General features: G+C 38.7%; 13 protein-coding genes. 5 read left to right on the top strand and 8 right to left on the bottom strand.

Translation table 11 applies throughout. The features are described from left to right. Window positions 1–38: 38 nt before the first annotated feature. The 3 genes from R3F25_05715 to R3F25_05725 all read right to left on the bottom strand — a co-directional run bounded on the left by R3F25_05715 (window position 39) and on the right by R3F25_05725 (window position 1851). Window positions 39–257 (bottom strand): ferrous iron transport protein A, encoded by a 219-nt coding sequence (locus R3F25_05715; GenBank protein MEZ5496311.1) that lies wholly within the window; start codon window positions 255–257, stop codon window positions 39–41. Between the two features lie 150 nt (window positions 258–407). Then, window positions 408–854 carry a hypothetical protein gene (locus R3F25_05720; GenBank protein MEZ5496312.1) on the bottom strand — a complete coding sequence of 149 codons (447 nt, stop codon included), beginning with the start codon at window positions 852–854 and terminating at the stop codon, window positions 408–410. A 13-nt stretch (window positions 855–867) separates the two neighbouring features. Then, window positions 868–1851 carry a DUF2202 domain-containing protein gene (locus R3F25_05725; GenBank protein ID MEZ5496313.1) on the bottom strand — a complete coding sequence of 328 codons (984 nt, stop codon included), beginning with the start codon at window positions 1849–1851 and terminating at the stop codon, window positions 868–870. A 258-nt stretch (window positions 1852–2109) separates the two neighbouring features. Between R3F25_05725 and R3F25_05730 the strand changes: the two genes are divergently transcribed. The 4 genes from R3F25_05730 (at window position 2110) to R3F25_05745 (ending at window position 4748) form a co-directional block, all read left to right on the top strand. Further along, the gene (locus R3F25_05730) at window positions 2110–2403 is read left to right on the top strand and encodes a hypothetical protein (protein MEZ5496314.1); all 294 of its coding nucleotides are present in this window, start codon (window positions 2110–2112) and stop codon (window positions 2401–2403) included. A gap of 127 nt (window positions 2404–2530) precedes the next feature. Then, complete coding sequence (locus tag R3F25_05735) at window positions 2531–2998, top strand: hypothetical protein (protein ID MEZ5496315.1); 468 nt, start codon at window positions 2531–2533, stop codon at window positions 2996–2998. 2 nt (window positions 2999–3000) lie between these two features. Continuing rightward, a complete protein-coding gene (locus R3F25_05740; GenBank protein MEZ5496316.1) occupies window positions 3001–3825 on the top strand; it encodes a hypothetical protein in 825 nt (274 codons plus the stop codon). Beyond that, on the top strand, window positions 3825–4748 hold the full coding sequence (locus R3F25_05745; protein ID MEZ5496317.1) for an ABC transporter ATP-binding protein: 924 nt from the start codon (window positions 3825–3827) through the stop codon (window positions 4746–4748). Before R3F25_05740 ends, R3F25_05745 begins: the two co-directional genes overlap by 1 nt. 6 nt (window positions 4749–4754) lie before the next feature. On the opposite strand, the gene plsB is transcribed toward R3F25_05745, so the two are convergent. From plsB to hslV, 4 genes are all read right to left on the bottom strand, one after another. Continuing rightward, window positions 4755–7235, bottom strand: a complete 2481-nt coding sequence (gene plsB / locus R3F25_05750; protein MEZ5496318.1) for a glycerol-3-phosphate 1-O-acyltransferase PlsB — start codon at window positions 7233–7235, stop codon at window positions 4755–4757. Between the two features lie 24 nt (window positions 7236–7259). Next, window positions 7260–8069, bottom strand: a complete 810-nt coding sequence (locus tag R3F25_05755; GenBank protein MEZ5496319.1) for a hypothetical protein — start codon at window positions 8067–8069, stop codon at window positions 7260–7262. Between the two features lie 76 nt (window positions 8070–8145). Beyond that, window positions 8146–9471, bottom strand: coding sequence for an ATP-dependent protease ATPase subunit HslU (hslU, locus tag R3F25_05760; protein ID MEZ5496320.1), 1326 nt, complete (start codon window positions 9469–9471; stop codon window positions 8146–8148). 11 nt (window positions 9472–9482) lie between these two features. After that, entirely contained in the window at window positions 9483–10022 is a 540-nt protein-coding gene (gene hslV / locus R3F25_05765; GenBank protein ID MEZ5496321.1) for an ATP-dependent protease subunit HslV, read from the bottom strand. A 164-nt stretch (window positions 10023–10186) separates the two neighbouring features. Between hslV and R3F25_05770 the strand changes: the two genes are divergently transcribed. Then, window positions 10187–14119: an ATP-binding protein gene (locus R3F25_05770; GenBank protein ID MEZ5496322.1), complete on the top strand. Its 3933-nt coding sequence runs from the start codon at window positions 10187–10189 to the stop codon at window positions 14117–14119. Window positions 14120–14517: 398 nt separating this feature from the next. Here R3F25_05770 and R3F25_05775 read toward each other — a convergent pair whose 3' ends face one another. Continuing rightward, window positions 14518–14727, bottom strand: a complete 210-nt coding sequence (locus R3F25_05775; GenBank protein ID MEZ5496323.1) for a cold-shock protein — start codon at window positions 14725–14727, stop codon at window positions 14518–14520. Between the last annotated feature and the right edge of the window lie 17 nt (window positions 14728–14744).

Here is a 14744-nt window from a genome sequence, read left to right on the forward strand (position 1 = left end):
ATTGAAAACACCGCTATAGAAAACAGGAGAAAAAGCATTCATGCCATGGTGACACTAATCAGCTCGAGTAAATCTGAGCCTATTGCTATGGCTCCCGAGCCGGTTTGTATAAGTGCACCGTGCTTATAAAGAGCCAAAAGCTCGATTAAAACACCGGTTGTTAAACCGAGTATTGCCATTCGCTGCGCCAAAGAACCTAATATTTTCAGCTCTTCAACCTTATAACTTTTTCCGGTTTGTGCCTGTGACAGTTTCAAATTCTTACATCTAAATAATAATCATTCTCATTATCTGTATGAATTTAAAAAAATCAAGTGCTTTTGATTGATAATAGGATTTTCTTGATAACGGTCAATTTATCTAGGTTGTGAGGGCTGACGTAAACAGCCATCATTGCGGGGATTGTTTTACTCTTTACAAAGATTGTTATAGTTATCCTCTACCATTCTCGCATGATTGTCTTTGTTTCCTTTAGCGATATCATTCGCCCAGTGTGTGCATGGTGGTTCAAATTCTTTTTCATATAAATACGCTGCTATTTGACCCAACACTTCATCCGGTAAAGGCATTGCCGGCATTAAACCAAGCTCTCTGACCGGTCTTCTCATCAAGGCTTTATCCATAGTCGGTTGTATGACCCAATCAACAATTGCTGATATAAACTCTGCCTTATCGGAATACTCTCTGGTATAACGATTTTGTACACCAAAGAATGGTGGCGCCAATGCCGGTGTGAGTTCCGGGTTATGACAGGACATACAAGCAACTACTGCTTGCTCTCCTTTTTCTGCCTCAGGAGTTAAAGCTGTTACACTTGTACTAACAATAGCTATTAAAACTAACAATCTTTTCATAAAACTTTCTCTCTTAAGGTCTGCCGCACTGTTCTTGTTCCGTATTTAATATTGAGTCAACCATTTCAGCCAACTCAGGTATTTGAGCAATATAAGGCAACCCTGTCTCCGACTCATATCTGGCAACAAAGGAACGAAGGTGACTCCTCGAGCCGCACAAAAGGTTATCATAAACAGCAATCACATTTTCTGAAACAGAAATATCTTTATAAATCTCAATATCTCTGATATCGGTTTCTTCAATTAAAGCTCCAACCAAATAGGCTTGAGCCAAACCCTGATCCGCTATTGAAACAAGTAGCTCATATAAAGCTTGTAGCTCCAAGTTGTTATATGTTCCTTCTATACCGGTTGATGAATCAGGAATATTATATTGTTCCATCAAATCTAAAACAGCATCCATGTGAGTTTGTTCACTCGCCGCAATATTGGAAAACACATTAACACCATAATCTCTGAACAGTTTTAAATAAACGTCTCTGGCTAGCTTTTCTTCCTCTCTCATAAATTTCAATCCTTCTTCCTCAGTAACCGCGACGTCTTCATTACACTCCAAACCATCAGTTCGTGTCAACCTTATTAAGTCAACAACTCCCGAGCCGAACGCCTCATCATTAGAATTGTATGTCATTGTTCCAGAATCACAACTTGAGAAACTCAATGCTACAGTTCCCCATTCGGTGACAATCACGTCATCTGAAAGAAAGTCATCACCCCAATTTGCTCCGCTTGTAATATGCATTGGTACAGAAATTTCTGTCACACCATATTCAAAAGGTTGTGAACCCACTAACCATACCTGTTGACCATTTTGATAGGCATACCAAGTTACTACTAAACTTGGACCTGAGCTTAACTTTGCCACCTGAAAAACCGCTCCCTGTCCGGAACTATCGGTAATCCACATTCCATTTAACCCTGATTGAACCTCAACCTCTGCCTTAGCTGTATTAAAAAAAGCAATTGTAGTAATCAAAAAAACATATATCATTCTCATAACATTTCTCCTGTTATATTAGCACCTTCTAATATAATAATCTGGAGTTAAATCTTTGTTAAACAAGTGCGTTTTTTTCGGTAGATAAAAAAATAGTTCGATTTAATGATTAAGGTCAAGATTTTTTTGTGCCAACCTTCTCTAAAGAGAGTGAAGAAAAACTGTGACATTGCTCACATTTCATAACAACTTTCGTTAATTTTGTATTCACCACCTATCTATAAAATGCTCACTATGAATTAATAATTGAGGTGTAATATGAAAATTTTAGTTTTAGTTGGCGGTCTGTTGGTTTCTTCTTTTTCTTTTTCTCAAATCAACGAGCCTTTTCATAAAGAAGTGATTAAGTGTGGAAAAAACGGATGCGAAGTGGTTTGTAATGAACCCGGGCAACGTTGGGCGACCTATTTAGAGTCAAAAGGCGATATTGAGGTGACATACTTTAATAATGGTACCAGACAATTAAAAGCTGATGTGGGAGATGGCGAATATACCATTCTTGATACCAACCCGGCTTATCAAACTTGTAGAGTCACCGGAGTGGCTGAATAGTTGTTAAAAAACATAGTTGACACATTATTGACACATTTTGTCAATTATAATATGATTGTTATCGGTTTGGGATTGAGTCAATCCTGAGTTTTTTTAAATTTAAATTAAGAGAAATAGGGGAAAATTTATGCGTACTGCAGCAGGTGTTATTTTAATTATTGCGGCTGTTTTCAATTTGGTTGCTGGCCTGACTTGGCTTGGTGGTGGTGCTTTAACCCAAGGTGTTTCTACGGGCATGAGCCAAGTGGCAACACAAATGGAAAAAGAATCAGGGTCACAAATGACTGCCGAACAAAAAGCTCAAATGGAAAAATTTCAAGATGAGGTTGGTGGATCTGGTATCGGCTTTATGGCTTTTGGCGTGTTTTTGCTAGTTAGTGTTGGTATTTTAATTGCCGGTGCTGTTTTCTTGTTCCAAAACAAAAAAGCCCAGTTTATTATGATTGCTGGAGGAATTGCTGTGCTAGCCGAGGTGTTGGGTAGCTTAATGTCTAGCTTCGGGGTTACTAATATAATTGGTCTTGTTGGTGGGGTTATGGCGATTCTGGCTGCAAAGTCCATGGGAACAGGTCCGGCTCCTGAACCAGCAGAGTAATTGTGAGTTCATTTCGTCCGGGCGTATTTAACACTTTAGTTCGTCAGGACATATATTATTCATTGAAAAGCGCCAGAGGCTTATTGTTTCTGGTGTTTTTTTCTGTGTTTTGGTTGTGGGTTTTATGGAAACTCAGTAGCGGAAACGCCAAAATGCTTTCCAATGCTGAGACCGGATTTATTCTTTCCTTATTCATTGATCCGAAAGTGATTCAGTCTTTGTTTGTGAACAGAGCTCCGACTTTTTCAGCATATTTTTATCTGGCTATGTCTTCGGTTCCTATGTTTGTTCTCTTAGCTGCCTGTGATCAAACCGCCAATGATATCGGCAGTAAATATTTAAGGTTCTTGACACCAAGATGCAACCGTATCGAGATTTTTGTTGGACGATTTTTTGGAGCAACCATTCTGATATCGTTTGCCTATATTTTGGTGACGATTATTGCAGCATTGATTTCTATGGCTGTTGATAACAATGGCGTTGCTCTGGTGCTTGCAGATTTGCCGTTGGTTTTGGTTTCTTTGGTTCTCTATTTAATTCCTTTTGTTGCCTTTATGTCTTTATGCTCTGTCATTGTTGGTTCTGCCGGCTTGTCGGCTCTTATGGGAGTGAGTGTTTATGTTGTGATGCTTGTCATCATTAGCGTGATAGGAATCAAATCAAAAGATTTTGCAGAAGTCATTTCATACATCATTCCAAACTCTACCAAGTTTCAGTATTTGCAATTGAGCTGGGTGAAAATGATGGGCGCTTCACTGCTTGTTCCGATTTATGTGGTGGCATACGGCTTATTGGGCTGGATGATTTTTTCCAAAAGAGATATATGATGTCTGAAAATATTATTGAAACAAACGGACTTGCCAAAAGTTTTGGAAATCAATGGGCTTTATATAACATCAATGTCAATGTAAAGAAAGATATTACAACAGGTTTGGTAGGACCCAATGGAGCAGGGAAAACAACCTTGTTTTCATTATTTTGTGGCTTTCTAAAACCAACCAAGGGTTCAGTCAAAATTCTTAATTATGAGCCTGATCATCCGCAGCTTCGTGGGCGAATCTCAATCTTGCCACAAGATGCTTCATTATTGAAAACGATTCCTGTCGGTAAGCAACTGGCTATGTTTGCTGAACTCCAGGGCTTCAAAAAAAAATTAGCCGTTGAAGAAGCTGAGAGGGTTTTGGAAATGGTGAATTTGTCATCTTCCAGACATAAAACCGCAGACCAGTTAAGTCATGGAATGCTCAAACGAATTGCTATTGCTCAGGCATTTATCGGAACTCCTGAGTTGATTTTGCTGGATGAACCAACAGCCGGGCTTGATCCCGGAACAACGGATAATATCAAATCAGTGATTCGTTCACTCAGCAAAAGCACATCAATAATAATTACATCCCATAATCTGGAAGTCATCGAGGACTTGTGCCAACAGGTCATTATTCTCAAAGAAGGTCGCTTACACTCCGATGAAAAAGTGTCTGATTTAACGGCACGAACCAAAGCCTTAACTTTCCGATTAGAACAAGATGCGGATGATTCAATCAGGAAATTATTAAAAGCACTCGATATCGTCACAGATGTGAAACTGGGCAAACCGGGTCAACACAGACTGGTTGTTCATTACTCGAGTGACGCCGGGCAAATGGCTGAAATTGAAATTATTAAATGTTTGGCGGAAAACAACATTCCCTATCGAGAAATGATTCGAGGCGAGCGACTCCAAGAGTCTGTCACTGATAGGCTTGGCTAGGACTGTTCAGCCCTCCTTATCTTTTTCAACTGCAATTTCCGGTTCCAGTAAGTTTAAAACACTATGGCGAATTCGTTTGGATAGGAGTTGCTTGGCTCCCAAGTAAAAGGTTTTGAGGTTTTCGGTAAAAATAATTTTTCCTTCAGCATCAGTCTCTATCACTTTTTCGTCTTTCAGGTTTGTTATATAACCTTTAAATAACGACTTATCAAAAAAGTCCGGCGAGTTAAAACCGTATAACAAATTCAACTTGCTTGCGGTTTTATGACAAAGTGTTTCAAGCTGAGGTGCTGTTATTTGTTCCGAACCTTGCCGGCTCAAAACAGCTATGACAATGAAGAAACGCTCATAAGTTTGCATCACAGCATTAGCCAAAACTCGTAATTTTCCGGCCTCCAGACTTCCTCCGGGATGTCTTTCGACGATTCGACCGGCTGATTTCAAAACCTCTAATTGTTTTAGAACTTGTAAAGTTTGTCGTCCATATTCGAGAAACTCATCTGTCGTCCAGTGTAAAAATAGTTCGCTTTTGATATAAGGGTAAACAACACCCATTAACCGTAATATTTGCTTGCGGGGCAATTGTCTTTGGTTCACCAGACTCATAGCAATGAATGAGCTTGCAGCAAACAGGTGCAAAATATTGTTCCGATAATAAGTCATCAGGATTCCTTGCTCTTTTTTAACCCGAATCACATCACCTAAATCATGCGAAACCACTTCTATGAATCCTAACTTTATACCCAAATCAAAAATTTCTTCGGTGGTGAGTGTTGTAACAGTCACTCTGCCGGAGTAGGGCAACAATGTTAATAATTGGCGATAAAGTTCTATTTGTTGGGATAGGTTATCAACTGACGCAGAGTGGTTGGGGGTTGACAAAAGCGTTACAGCCAACAGGTTTATCGGATTCACATGGGATGCCGAGTTAATGCGCTCCATGATTTCTGTGCCACAAGCATCGACAAGATTTTTAAACCACTCCGGTTTTTTATTACTTTTCATTGTAATGCTTTTCCAGTTTGGCTTGAACTGATCCAATAAATCATCCAGCAATATAGGTTCAGAAAAGTTAACTGTTAGGCGTCCATAATCTTGTTTTAAAAGTTTTCTGGCTTTAAATAGTCCGCCGATTGACTCGCTTTTTTTAGATTTTCCACCGAGTTCATTTTGGTAGGAACCTCCTTCCATGAGTTTTTCATAACTCAGATTTGCCGGCTGAAAAATAACCGGCTTATTGCGTTCATTCAAATAGCTTTTTATCGTCATTGCCAGCATCCCTGCTTTTGGTTGTAGCAACCGACCGGTTCTGCTTCGAGTTCCTTCAATGAAATACTCAATGGAAATTCCATGAGTGAGTAAGGCACTCAAATATTCAGAAAAAATGGTTGAATACAATGCAGAATTAAATGAACGACGAATAAAAAAGGCTCCGCTTCGGCGTAAAAATGGACCAACCACAGGCATATTTAAATTAATTCCGGCAGCTATGTGTGGCGGAACAACTCCTCTTTCATGCAACGCATACGACATAATGAGATAATCTATATGGCTGCGGTGGCATGGTGTATAAATCACCTCATATTTTTGCGCGTCAGCTCTGAACTCTTCAAAATGGTTGAAAACCACGCCGTTATAAACCTTGGTCCAAAAGCGTGTCAGCATTTTGGCAAACAAACTAACAATTGAGTATGAGTAATCTGAGGCTATTTCACGAATGATTTTTTTAGCTTCTCTGTGGGCTTTTTCTTTGCTGATTTTTTTCCTCAGCGAGTATTTTTCAATCTCTTCTTTGACAGCAGGGCGGCTTAATATGTTTTTGGCAACTGTTCTTCGGTGCGACAAATCAGGACCAACAACAGATGTTCTGACACGATGAAAGTGAACTTGTAAAACCCTTGATATTTTTTTGGATAAATCTTCAACAGTTGATTCTTTGTCGAGCTCCTTGTTGAGCAATATTGGCTGGCTGAATTGCAGTTTGGTATTTTTTCCATGAATCAGTATGGAAAAAAACTTTCTGAGTCTCCCTCCAATTGCCCAGTTTTCAGAAAATAATATTTTGAAAAAACCACTGTTTTTGTTGGGAGCCATACCAAAAAAAACCGAGACAGGTACTAGTTGCACTTCTCTTTGTTGATTTTCCTTTAAAGCATTCAAAACATTAACAAGGTTATTTTGGAAAACGGAATACGTTGGAACTCGATTCCAAAAACCTTTTAGTCTTTTATGAGCCATCACAGAGTTGACTTTGTTCCAATCGGCTGGAATATTTTTATAAACAAAGCCTTGCTTTTGGCTTTCTGTTTTAAGAACGACTCTCGAAACAAGAGAGTTGTTATCCAAGACATAAATGATGGGCTTTTCATTATCAATTCCAAGTTTTTTTAAATCATCAGGGATGATTTTAACCTTTACTCGAAGTGATAATATTTTTGCTAAAAGAGACATGTAAATACAAAAGTGGCCGGAAGTAACTCCGACCACTTCATATCGAACTAATTCGTGTTGTTATTTTTTAGCTGTCCATTTGTCGTTGAGTTTCACCATTTCCACATTTTGGCTGAATGTTTGACCCAAAAACTCATAGGCAACTTTCATCGTTGCTGAATCACCATTTTCTTGAACATCGCTGACTTCAATTGAGTCAAGCATATCATCAATTGAAATTCCATAAGCTCCAATGACGTTTTTGAACCCGCCTAAAACAACTCCGGCTTTGCCCATTGCCTGATCAAATGACATTGCTTGAAGCTCATCCAGTGATGAAACATTCAGGCTTTTTGCTGTATCAACAGCAGCTGTAACTGCTTTTCTGGTAATTTCTTCACTCAAAACATCATTTTTGCTCAAAAAGTCAATCATTGCATTCGCAACATTAATAACTGTTTCTTTTTGATCTTCCGGAATATCAGCATTAGACTGAACGCCCTGTGCAACCATTCCTTTACCCATCATCAAAGCCATTGAAAGCTGTGGTTTGATTTGTTCCAGTTGCGGAGTTACCATTGCCATGATTTGATCAACGGCTCCCTCACTTGTTAACATTTGCATGGTTTGAGCAAATTGTGCTTTGTCGCTTTCTGACGGGTTGCCTTTTTTGTTCTCAAACTCAGAAACCGCTTTGTTATATTCTTCGTCAGTGAGACTCAGTTTCATAATGGCATTCACATCATTGTTTTTCAAAGACTGAACCATTGACATCAAAGCTCCATCAGGGCTGTTTGTGTTTATCTCTGTTTTAGATGCGTCTTTGTCTCCACAAGCCTGAAGCAAAGCGATTAATGCAACAGCAACAAACAATTGTATTTTTTGTTTCATTTTGTTTTCCTATGTTTCAAATCAATCCGTCTATTATCTCTTATGTTGTTGGTTTAACTCAAACTTTTGGTTTGTTTTATAAAATATAACGAGATAAATCTTCGTTTTGAGCCAGCTCGGCGAGGTTCTTATCAACATGGGCAGCATCAATCACATACTTCTCGCCCGAGTTGTCCGAGCTGATGAATGACACCTCATCTAACAGTCGCTCCAGAACGGTGTGTAACCTGCGAGCTCCAATGTTTTCGGTTTTTTCATTCACGGCGAATGAAACCTCGGCTATTCTTTTAATTCCTGACTCGGTAAATTCAAGCTCAACATTCTCAGTGCTCATCAATGCTACATATTGCTCCGTCAAAGATGCCTCCGGCTCGGTCAGTATTCTGGCAAAATCTTCGGCTGTCAACGCTCTGAGCTCTACTCGAATCGGTAATCGTCCTTGTAGCTCCGGAATCAAATCTGATGGCTTCGCCAAATGAAAAGCTCCTGATGCTATGAAAAGCATGTGGTCTGTTTTAATCGCTCCATAGCGAGTGTTTACAGTGCTCCCTTCAATTAGTGGCAACAAATCTCTTTGTACGCCTTCGCGAGAAACCTCTCCGCCGGTTCCATAAGATTTAGCGACTTTATCAATTTCATCAATAAAAATGATGCCGTTTTGTTCCGCATTCTGAATTGCTGTTTGTTTGATTTCATCATCATTGATTAACTTAGCCGCTTCTTCACTTTCAAGAATTGGCAAGGCTTTTTTTATGGTGAGCTTTTTGGTTTGTTTTTTCTTTCGTCCAATATTTTCAAACATCCCTTGCAATTGGTCTGTCATTTCCTCCATTCCCGGAGGAGCCATAATTTCAACCCCTAAGCTCGTTTTAACCTCGATTTCAATTTCTTTATCGTCCAGCTCTCCGTTTCGGAGTTTATCTAAAAACTTTTGGCGGGTTGAGTTGTTTTTTGATTCGATCTCTTCACCCGGAATAGGGGACGGAGATTTTGGTATTAAATAGTCCAGAACCCTTTGTTCTGCGGCCGCTTCGGCTCGTGCTTTTACCTTTGTGACCGCTTGCTCTCTGCGCATTTTGATAGAGTTCTCAATCAAGTCACGGATAATCGACTCGACATCTTTGCCGACATAACCAACTTCGGTAAATTTGGTTGCCTCAACCTTAATAAAAGGAGCATCTGCCAAAATTGCCAATCTGCGAGCAATTTCGGTTTTACCAACACCTGTGGGACCGATCATTAAAATGTTTTTTGGTGTGATTTCAGCTCGCATTTTTTCCGGAAGCTGCATTCTTCTCCAACGATTTCTCAATGCGATAGCAACGGCTCTTTTTGCAGATGTTTGCCCGACAATATGTTTATCGAGTTCTTGTACAATTTCTCTGGGCGTCATGTTTGACATTATGTTTTTCCTTATGTATTTAATTCTTCAATGGTGTGGTTTTTGTTGGTATAGATACAAATATCCGCAGCAATTTCGAGTGATTTTTCAACAATTTCTCTGGCGGATAAATCTGTATTTCTCATGAGAGCCAGGGCGGCTGATTGGGCAAAAGCACCTCCTGAGCCAATAGCTATCAAACCATGTTCAGGTTCTATCACATCACCGTTACCCGAAATAATCAAAGAGGTTTCTCTATCAGCAACGGCTAGTAAAGCCTCTAAACGTCCAAGCCTTCTGTCGGTTCGCCATTCTTTTGCCATTTCAACGGCTGAGCGAACCAAATGGCCGGAGTGTTTTTCCAGTTTAGCCTCAAAAATTTCAAATAAAGTGAACGCATCTGCGGTTGCTCCGGCAAAGCCGGCAATCACTTCGTTGCGATAGAGTCTTCTGACCTTTCTGGCGTTACTTTTCATCACTGTGTTTCCAAGTGTGACTTGTCCGTCACCGCCGATAACAACTTGATTTCCTTTTCTAAACCCAACAATTGTGGTTCCCCGATAGGCATGCATACTTTGTGACATAATGTTTTCCCGGTTTTTATTTATTTTGGCTCAATCCGCCGTAAAAATGTAATTTTGGGTTTTTGTCAGGGTTTTCAAGTTTTTGTTTTCGTCTCTAGATTATTTTGTTTTTTTTTGATATAAAACATATCTGTGACCAATATTTGATTTCTGTGATTAAAAACATTTCCACTGTTTTTGTGATTCTCTCTCTGTTGTTTGTTTCTCAAACAAAAGCAGAAAGCCTTCCCATCAAAAACATTCCGGCAAAATCTTATAACAGTAAAAGCGGTTTAGCCAACGATAATGTTCAGTATCTGATTCAAGATGATGAAGGTTTTATTTGGGTAGGAACAAAAAATGGTCTCTCCCGTTATGATTCCTCTAAATTTGTAAATTACTTTAAAGACAAGTCTGACCCGAACTCTCTTCCTGAGCCGTATATTGAACAGGTTATGTCAATGCCGGACAATAAAATCTGGTTGTCTGTTAGTTCTGTTGGTATCACAATTTTTGATAAGTTTACCAAAACTTTTAGCAGTAATGTCAATCGTGACTCAGATTTATTCAAGCTGCCTAACTCCAATCTATTCGGCATGGACAATGATCAATCCGGAAATGTCTGGTTTTCTCTTTATGGAGAAGGTATTTATATGTGGGATACCCAAAAACAGACATTCACTAAACATTTGCCATCGAATGAAAATGCTTGGCTAACATCCGATCAAACCTATGAGCTTTTAATTGATAGTCGAAACAGACTTTGGATTTCTACGGTTGATGCGAAAGTCTTTCTATACGAAATTGATACCGGAAGTTCCAAGGTGTTTGATTTTTATATGGGACAAGAGTTCGGAGATGTAACTCCCATCTATGGTTTTACAGAATCTCCTGCCGGAGAAATTTATGCCGGGGGCTTTCCGGGAGCATTTAAATATAATGAAACAACCAAAGAGTTTGATGTGCTGATATCAAAAGCCACTCTCTCCAAGTATCATGACAATACTGCGACATCCGTCCGACGAATCATGATAGACCGGCATAATAATATTTGGATAGGAACGACGTCGTCATTGGTTTTATTCACTAATAATAACCTTTATAAAGTTCAACTCTTTGAGAATGGAGAAAAGATTCGCCTTCAGGGTACGGTGAATGGGTTAGTTGAGGGTGATGACGGCAACATCTGGGTTGGCTCCGAAGATTCCGGGGTTGTAAAATTAGCTTCTGACTGGAACCGATACAACATTTATTTTCCGGCTCAAGTTGCTGATGAACAATCTTACGTTACCACTCAAAGAGCCTTTGCAAGCGATAAAAAACTTTGGATTGGAGAGTTTCCTCAAAAAGTTGAGTTATATGAGTTTATCAAAAATGAACTTAGTTTTGTCAATTCGTACTATTTTGATAGAAGCAAAGAATCTGCAAAAATAGATGCGATTTTTGCAGATAAGGAAGAAGTCGGTTTTCTCTGGGTTAGTACAGTTAGTGGTGTTGATAAAATTAATCTGGAAACAAGTGAAGTTTTCAGTGTTATTGATATAAACGGTAAGCGACTAGACAGCGCACGAAATTTATACCGGGACACTGAGTCCAATCGCTTTTATTTTAACCTGTTTGATGAAGAAACTCTGGGCTATTTTGACAAAGATGAAATGATAGCCCGCTTGATTCCAAACAAAGAGACAAACCAACTCAAAGGACATATTGTCAACCAACTTGATAAAGGTATTGGCGAAACATTATGGCTTGCAACGACCTATGGAATAGAGACCTTAGACCTTAATACGCTTCAAATTAAAGAAGTTTATCGTGACCCTGCCGGCCATCAAATTACCGGTTTCTATATTGAGTCCAATGAAAAAAATGTTTGGGCTATTATAAATGGTAGTCTTGAGCTACTCATTTGGGATGGAGTTAAACTATCAGCTTCAAATCAAAGTTACTCTCATATTTTGCCGACTGTTTCCTTATACCAAATTAAAAGCATTAAAGATGATGTAATGCTCATTCGTACTCTCGACTCAGGCGTTGTCGAGGTGGACATCAAAACAAAAAGTTACAGCGTTTACACAACTGAAAACGGGCTGCCATCAAATGCAATCGTTGACATATTATCCGTTGATGAAACACCGGTGATAGTCACAGAAAAAGGAATTGCTGTCTATAACAGCTCTTTTCAAAAACAAACGCCCAATAAGCCGAACTTAATAATTGATGATATCAAATATAATCAAACTCAAATCAAACTCAACGATGAGTTGATTCTGGACTATAACTATGGTGCCTTGAATATTGATGCAACTTTATTATCTTATACAAGCTCTTCTTCCGTTGAGTATCAGTATTTACTTGAAGGATTGAACAAACAATGGATTAGCACAGGAAATGACGGAAAATATTCGTTTTTGAATCTGGCTTCCGGAGATTATAACTTTAAAGTCCGCGGGCGCGGAAATTATGGAGCCTGGTCTGATCCAAAAGAGTTTTCTTTCAAAGTTAACCCACCTCCTTGGAAAACCACTTGGGCCTATATGCTTTATTTGTTGGCTTTGTTGAGTATTATATTTACAGCGGTTTACCTATATCGAAGAAAACTTTTATACGAAAATGAAATTGTCCGACAACAAACCCAGAAACAATTGGCAGACGACGCCAGCAAAGCAAAAAGCGAGTTTTTAGCTCGCGTCAGCCATGAGGTCAGAACTCCTCTTAATGGTGTATTAGGAATGAGTGAGCTTTTGTTATCAACAGAAATGAATGATGAGCAAAATATTTATGCAGAAACCATTATCACATCCGGTAAACACTTGCTTGATATTATTAATGACATTCTTGATTTATCAAAAATAGAGGCCGGAAAACTAGAGCTGGAAGAAGCGCCTCTTAACCTGCTTTCCTTAATTGATGAAATAGCAAACGCTTTTTCATCACAAGCGAAACAAAAAAACATTGTTTTTACATGTTGTGTTGGTCACAATTTAGACATTAAAAGATCTGGTGATCTTGTTAGAATTAAGCAAATCTTTTTTAATCTCTTAAGCAATGCTTTTAAATTTACCGACAAAGGAGAAATCAATCTTTTTGTTCAATCGGATGAGGACAATCCTAACATCATTATTTTTAGATTGGTTGATACCGGCATCGGTATCAACGCTGAGTTAATCGAAAACCTTTTCAACCCTTTTGTACAGGCCGATTCAAGCATTACCCGGAAATATGGTGGAACCGGTTTAGGACTTGCTATTGTCAAACAACTTGTTGAAAAAATGAACGGGGAAATTAGTCTTGAGAGTGAGGTCAATAAAGGTAGTGTTTTTACCGTGAAGTTGATGATGAATAAAGTAGATACACTGGAAGAGATGCTTTTACCTCAATTAAACAAACACTCCTGTCTTGCAACCAATAACAACAACATTAAACTCTGTTTACAAGAGTATTTACATTTTTGCGGGGTCACCTTTAATGAACACCCTGCTTCTACAGCAGATCTTTTATTTGTCGATTGTGTCTCAAAACTTTCCAACTCACAATCTACAGCCTTGCTAGAGGCGTGTGAAAAACAAACTCCTGTGTGTTTGATTGGTTACAGTTCTGAATATGTTGATGTCGAACTATTGAATAAACTCAATAATTGTCAGTTGCTTTCTCTGCCATTGACTCACAACAAGGTGTTATCTGCTTTTCAACCTCAACGCGTTTATGGAAAAACCTGCGAAAACGCCATACAACCTGTGGGTGTTTCCTACAAAATTCTTGTGGTAGAAGACAATCTTGTTAATCAGCAAGTGTGTATAGAGATGCTGGAGAAACTGAACCATATTGTTGATGTGGTTGATAATGTTGATGAAGCTTTGATCATGCTTCAGCGAAACAGCTATGATTTATTATTAACAGACTATCATTTACCGGGTAAGGATGGGTTGGAGTTAGTCTCGCTTTGGGATAACCCGCAAAACATTCCAATTCTTGTGATTACTGCGGATTTAACCGATGAGGTTCTCATTAGCTGCAACAAACAGGGTGTTGATGACATTGTTACAAAACCTTTTACTAAGAAGCAACTAACAGATGCCATTTCTCATGCCTTCAAGAAACGTCTCTAGTTGTGTTATAGTATAAAGAACTTTTTAGGTTTCCACTTTAATTATTAAAAATAGGAGAGTTCTGATGAATGATGATAAACGCAAAGGTATGAAACCTGTTCCTCCAAATTTAAGCAAATATCTGAATGAAGATCAAATGTATGAGCTTCGTACAATTTAAAACTTTGGTTGGAGTATAAAGTTTATTCGTCGCCCCATGTTTCAAGAACCCATTGTTGTTGTCGTGGGTCCGGATGGAAAATCAATCGGAATTCTTGAAAAAGATGGCCGCTTAAATCTTGAGCCCAATATTGAAATTAGAGATTGAAGTTAAAATATTCTTCCTTTTATGTTTTTTCTGTTTTATAAAAAGAACAGCTGAAAAAACGAGAGCTTCTTCAGCTGTTCTTAAATTTGGTTTATAGACGAACGATATTTTCCGCCTGAGGTCCTTTTTCACCTTTAGCAACTGTAAATTGAACAGCCTGACCTTCTTTCAAAGTCTTGAAACCTGATCCTTGTATTTTGCTAAAGTGAGCAAAAACATCTGCTCCGTTTTCTTGTTGAATAAAACCGAATCCTTTAGATTCATTGAACCACTTCACGGTTCCCTTAACTGTATCTGACATTTTAAATATCCTGTTGT

It is taken from the genome of Gammaproteobacteria bacterium (assembly GCA_041395445.1).
In the GTDB taxonomy this organism is placed as follows: Bacteria; Pseudomonadota; Gammaproteobacteria; order Xanthomonadales; family Marinicellaceae; genus NORP309.

What these genes read in the sequence shown, in the direction of transcription:
- R3F25_05720 (MEZ5496312.1), bottom strand. Translation starts at nt 854, where the DNA reads ATGAAAAGATTGTTAGTTTTAATAGCTATTGTTAGTACAAGTGTAACA.
- hslU (MEZ5496320.1), bottom strand. Translation starts at nt 9,471, where the DNA reads ATGTCAAACATGACGCCCAGAGAAATTGTACAAGAACTCGATAAACAT.
- hslV (MEZ5496321.1), bottom strand. Translation starts at nt 10,022, where the DNA reads ATGCATGCCTATCGGGGAACCACAATTGTTGGGTTTAGAAAAGGAAAT.
- R3F25_05735 (MEZ5496315.1), top strand. Translation starts at nt 2,531, where the DNA reads ATGCGTACTGCAGCAGGTGTTATTTTAATTATTGCGGCTGTTTTCAAT.
- R3F25_05730 (MEZ5496314.1), top strand. Translation starts at nt 2,110, where the DNA reads ATGAAAATTTTAGTTTTAGTTGGCGGTCTGTTGGTTTCTTCTTTTTCT.
- R3F25_05725 (MEZ5496313.1), bottom strand. Translation starts at nt 1,851, where the DNA reads ATGAGAATGATATATGTTTTTTTGATTACTACAATTGCTTTTTTTAAT.
- R3F25_05755 (MEZ5496319.1), bottom strand. Translation starts at nt 8,069, where the DNA reads ATGAAACAAAAAATACAATTGTTTGTTGCTGTTGCATTAATCGCTTTG.
- R3F25_05745 (MEZ5496317.1), top strand. Translation starts at nt 3,825, where the DNA reads ATGTCTGAAAATATTATTGAAACAAACGGACTTGCCAAAAGTTTTGGA.
- R3F25_05775 (MEZ5496323.1), bottom strand. Translation starts at nt 14,727, where the DNA reads ATGTCAGATACAGTTAAGGGAACCGTGAAGTGGTTCAATGAATCTAAA.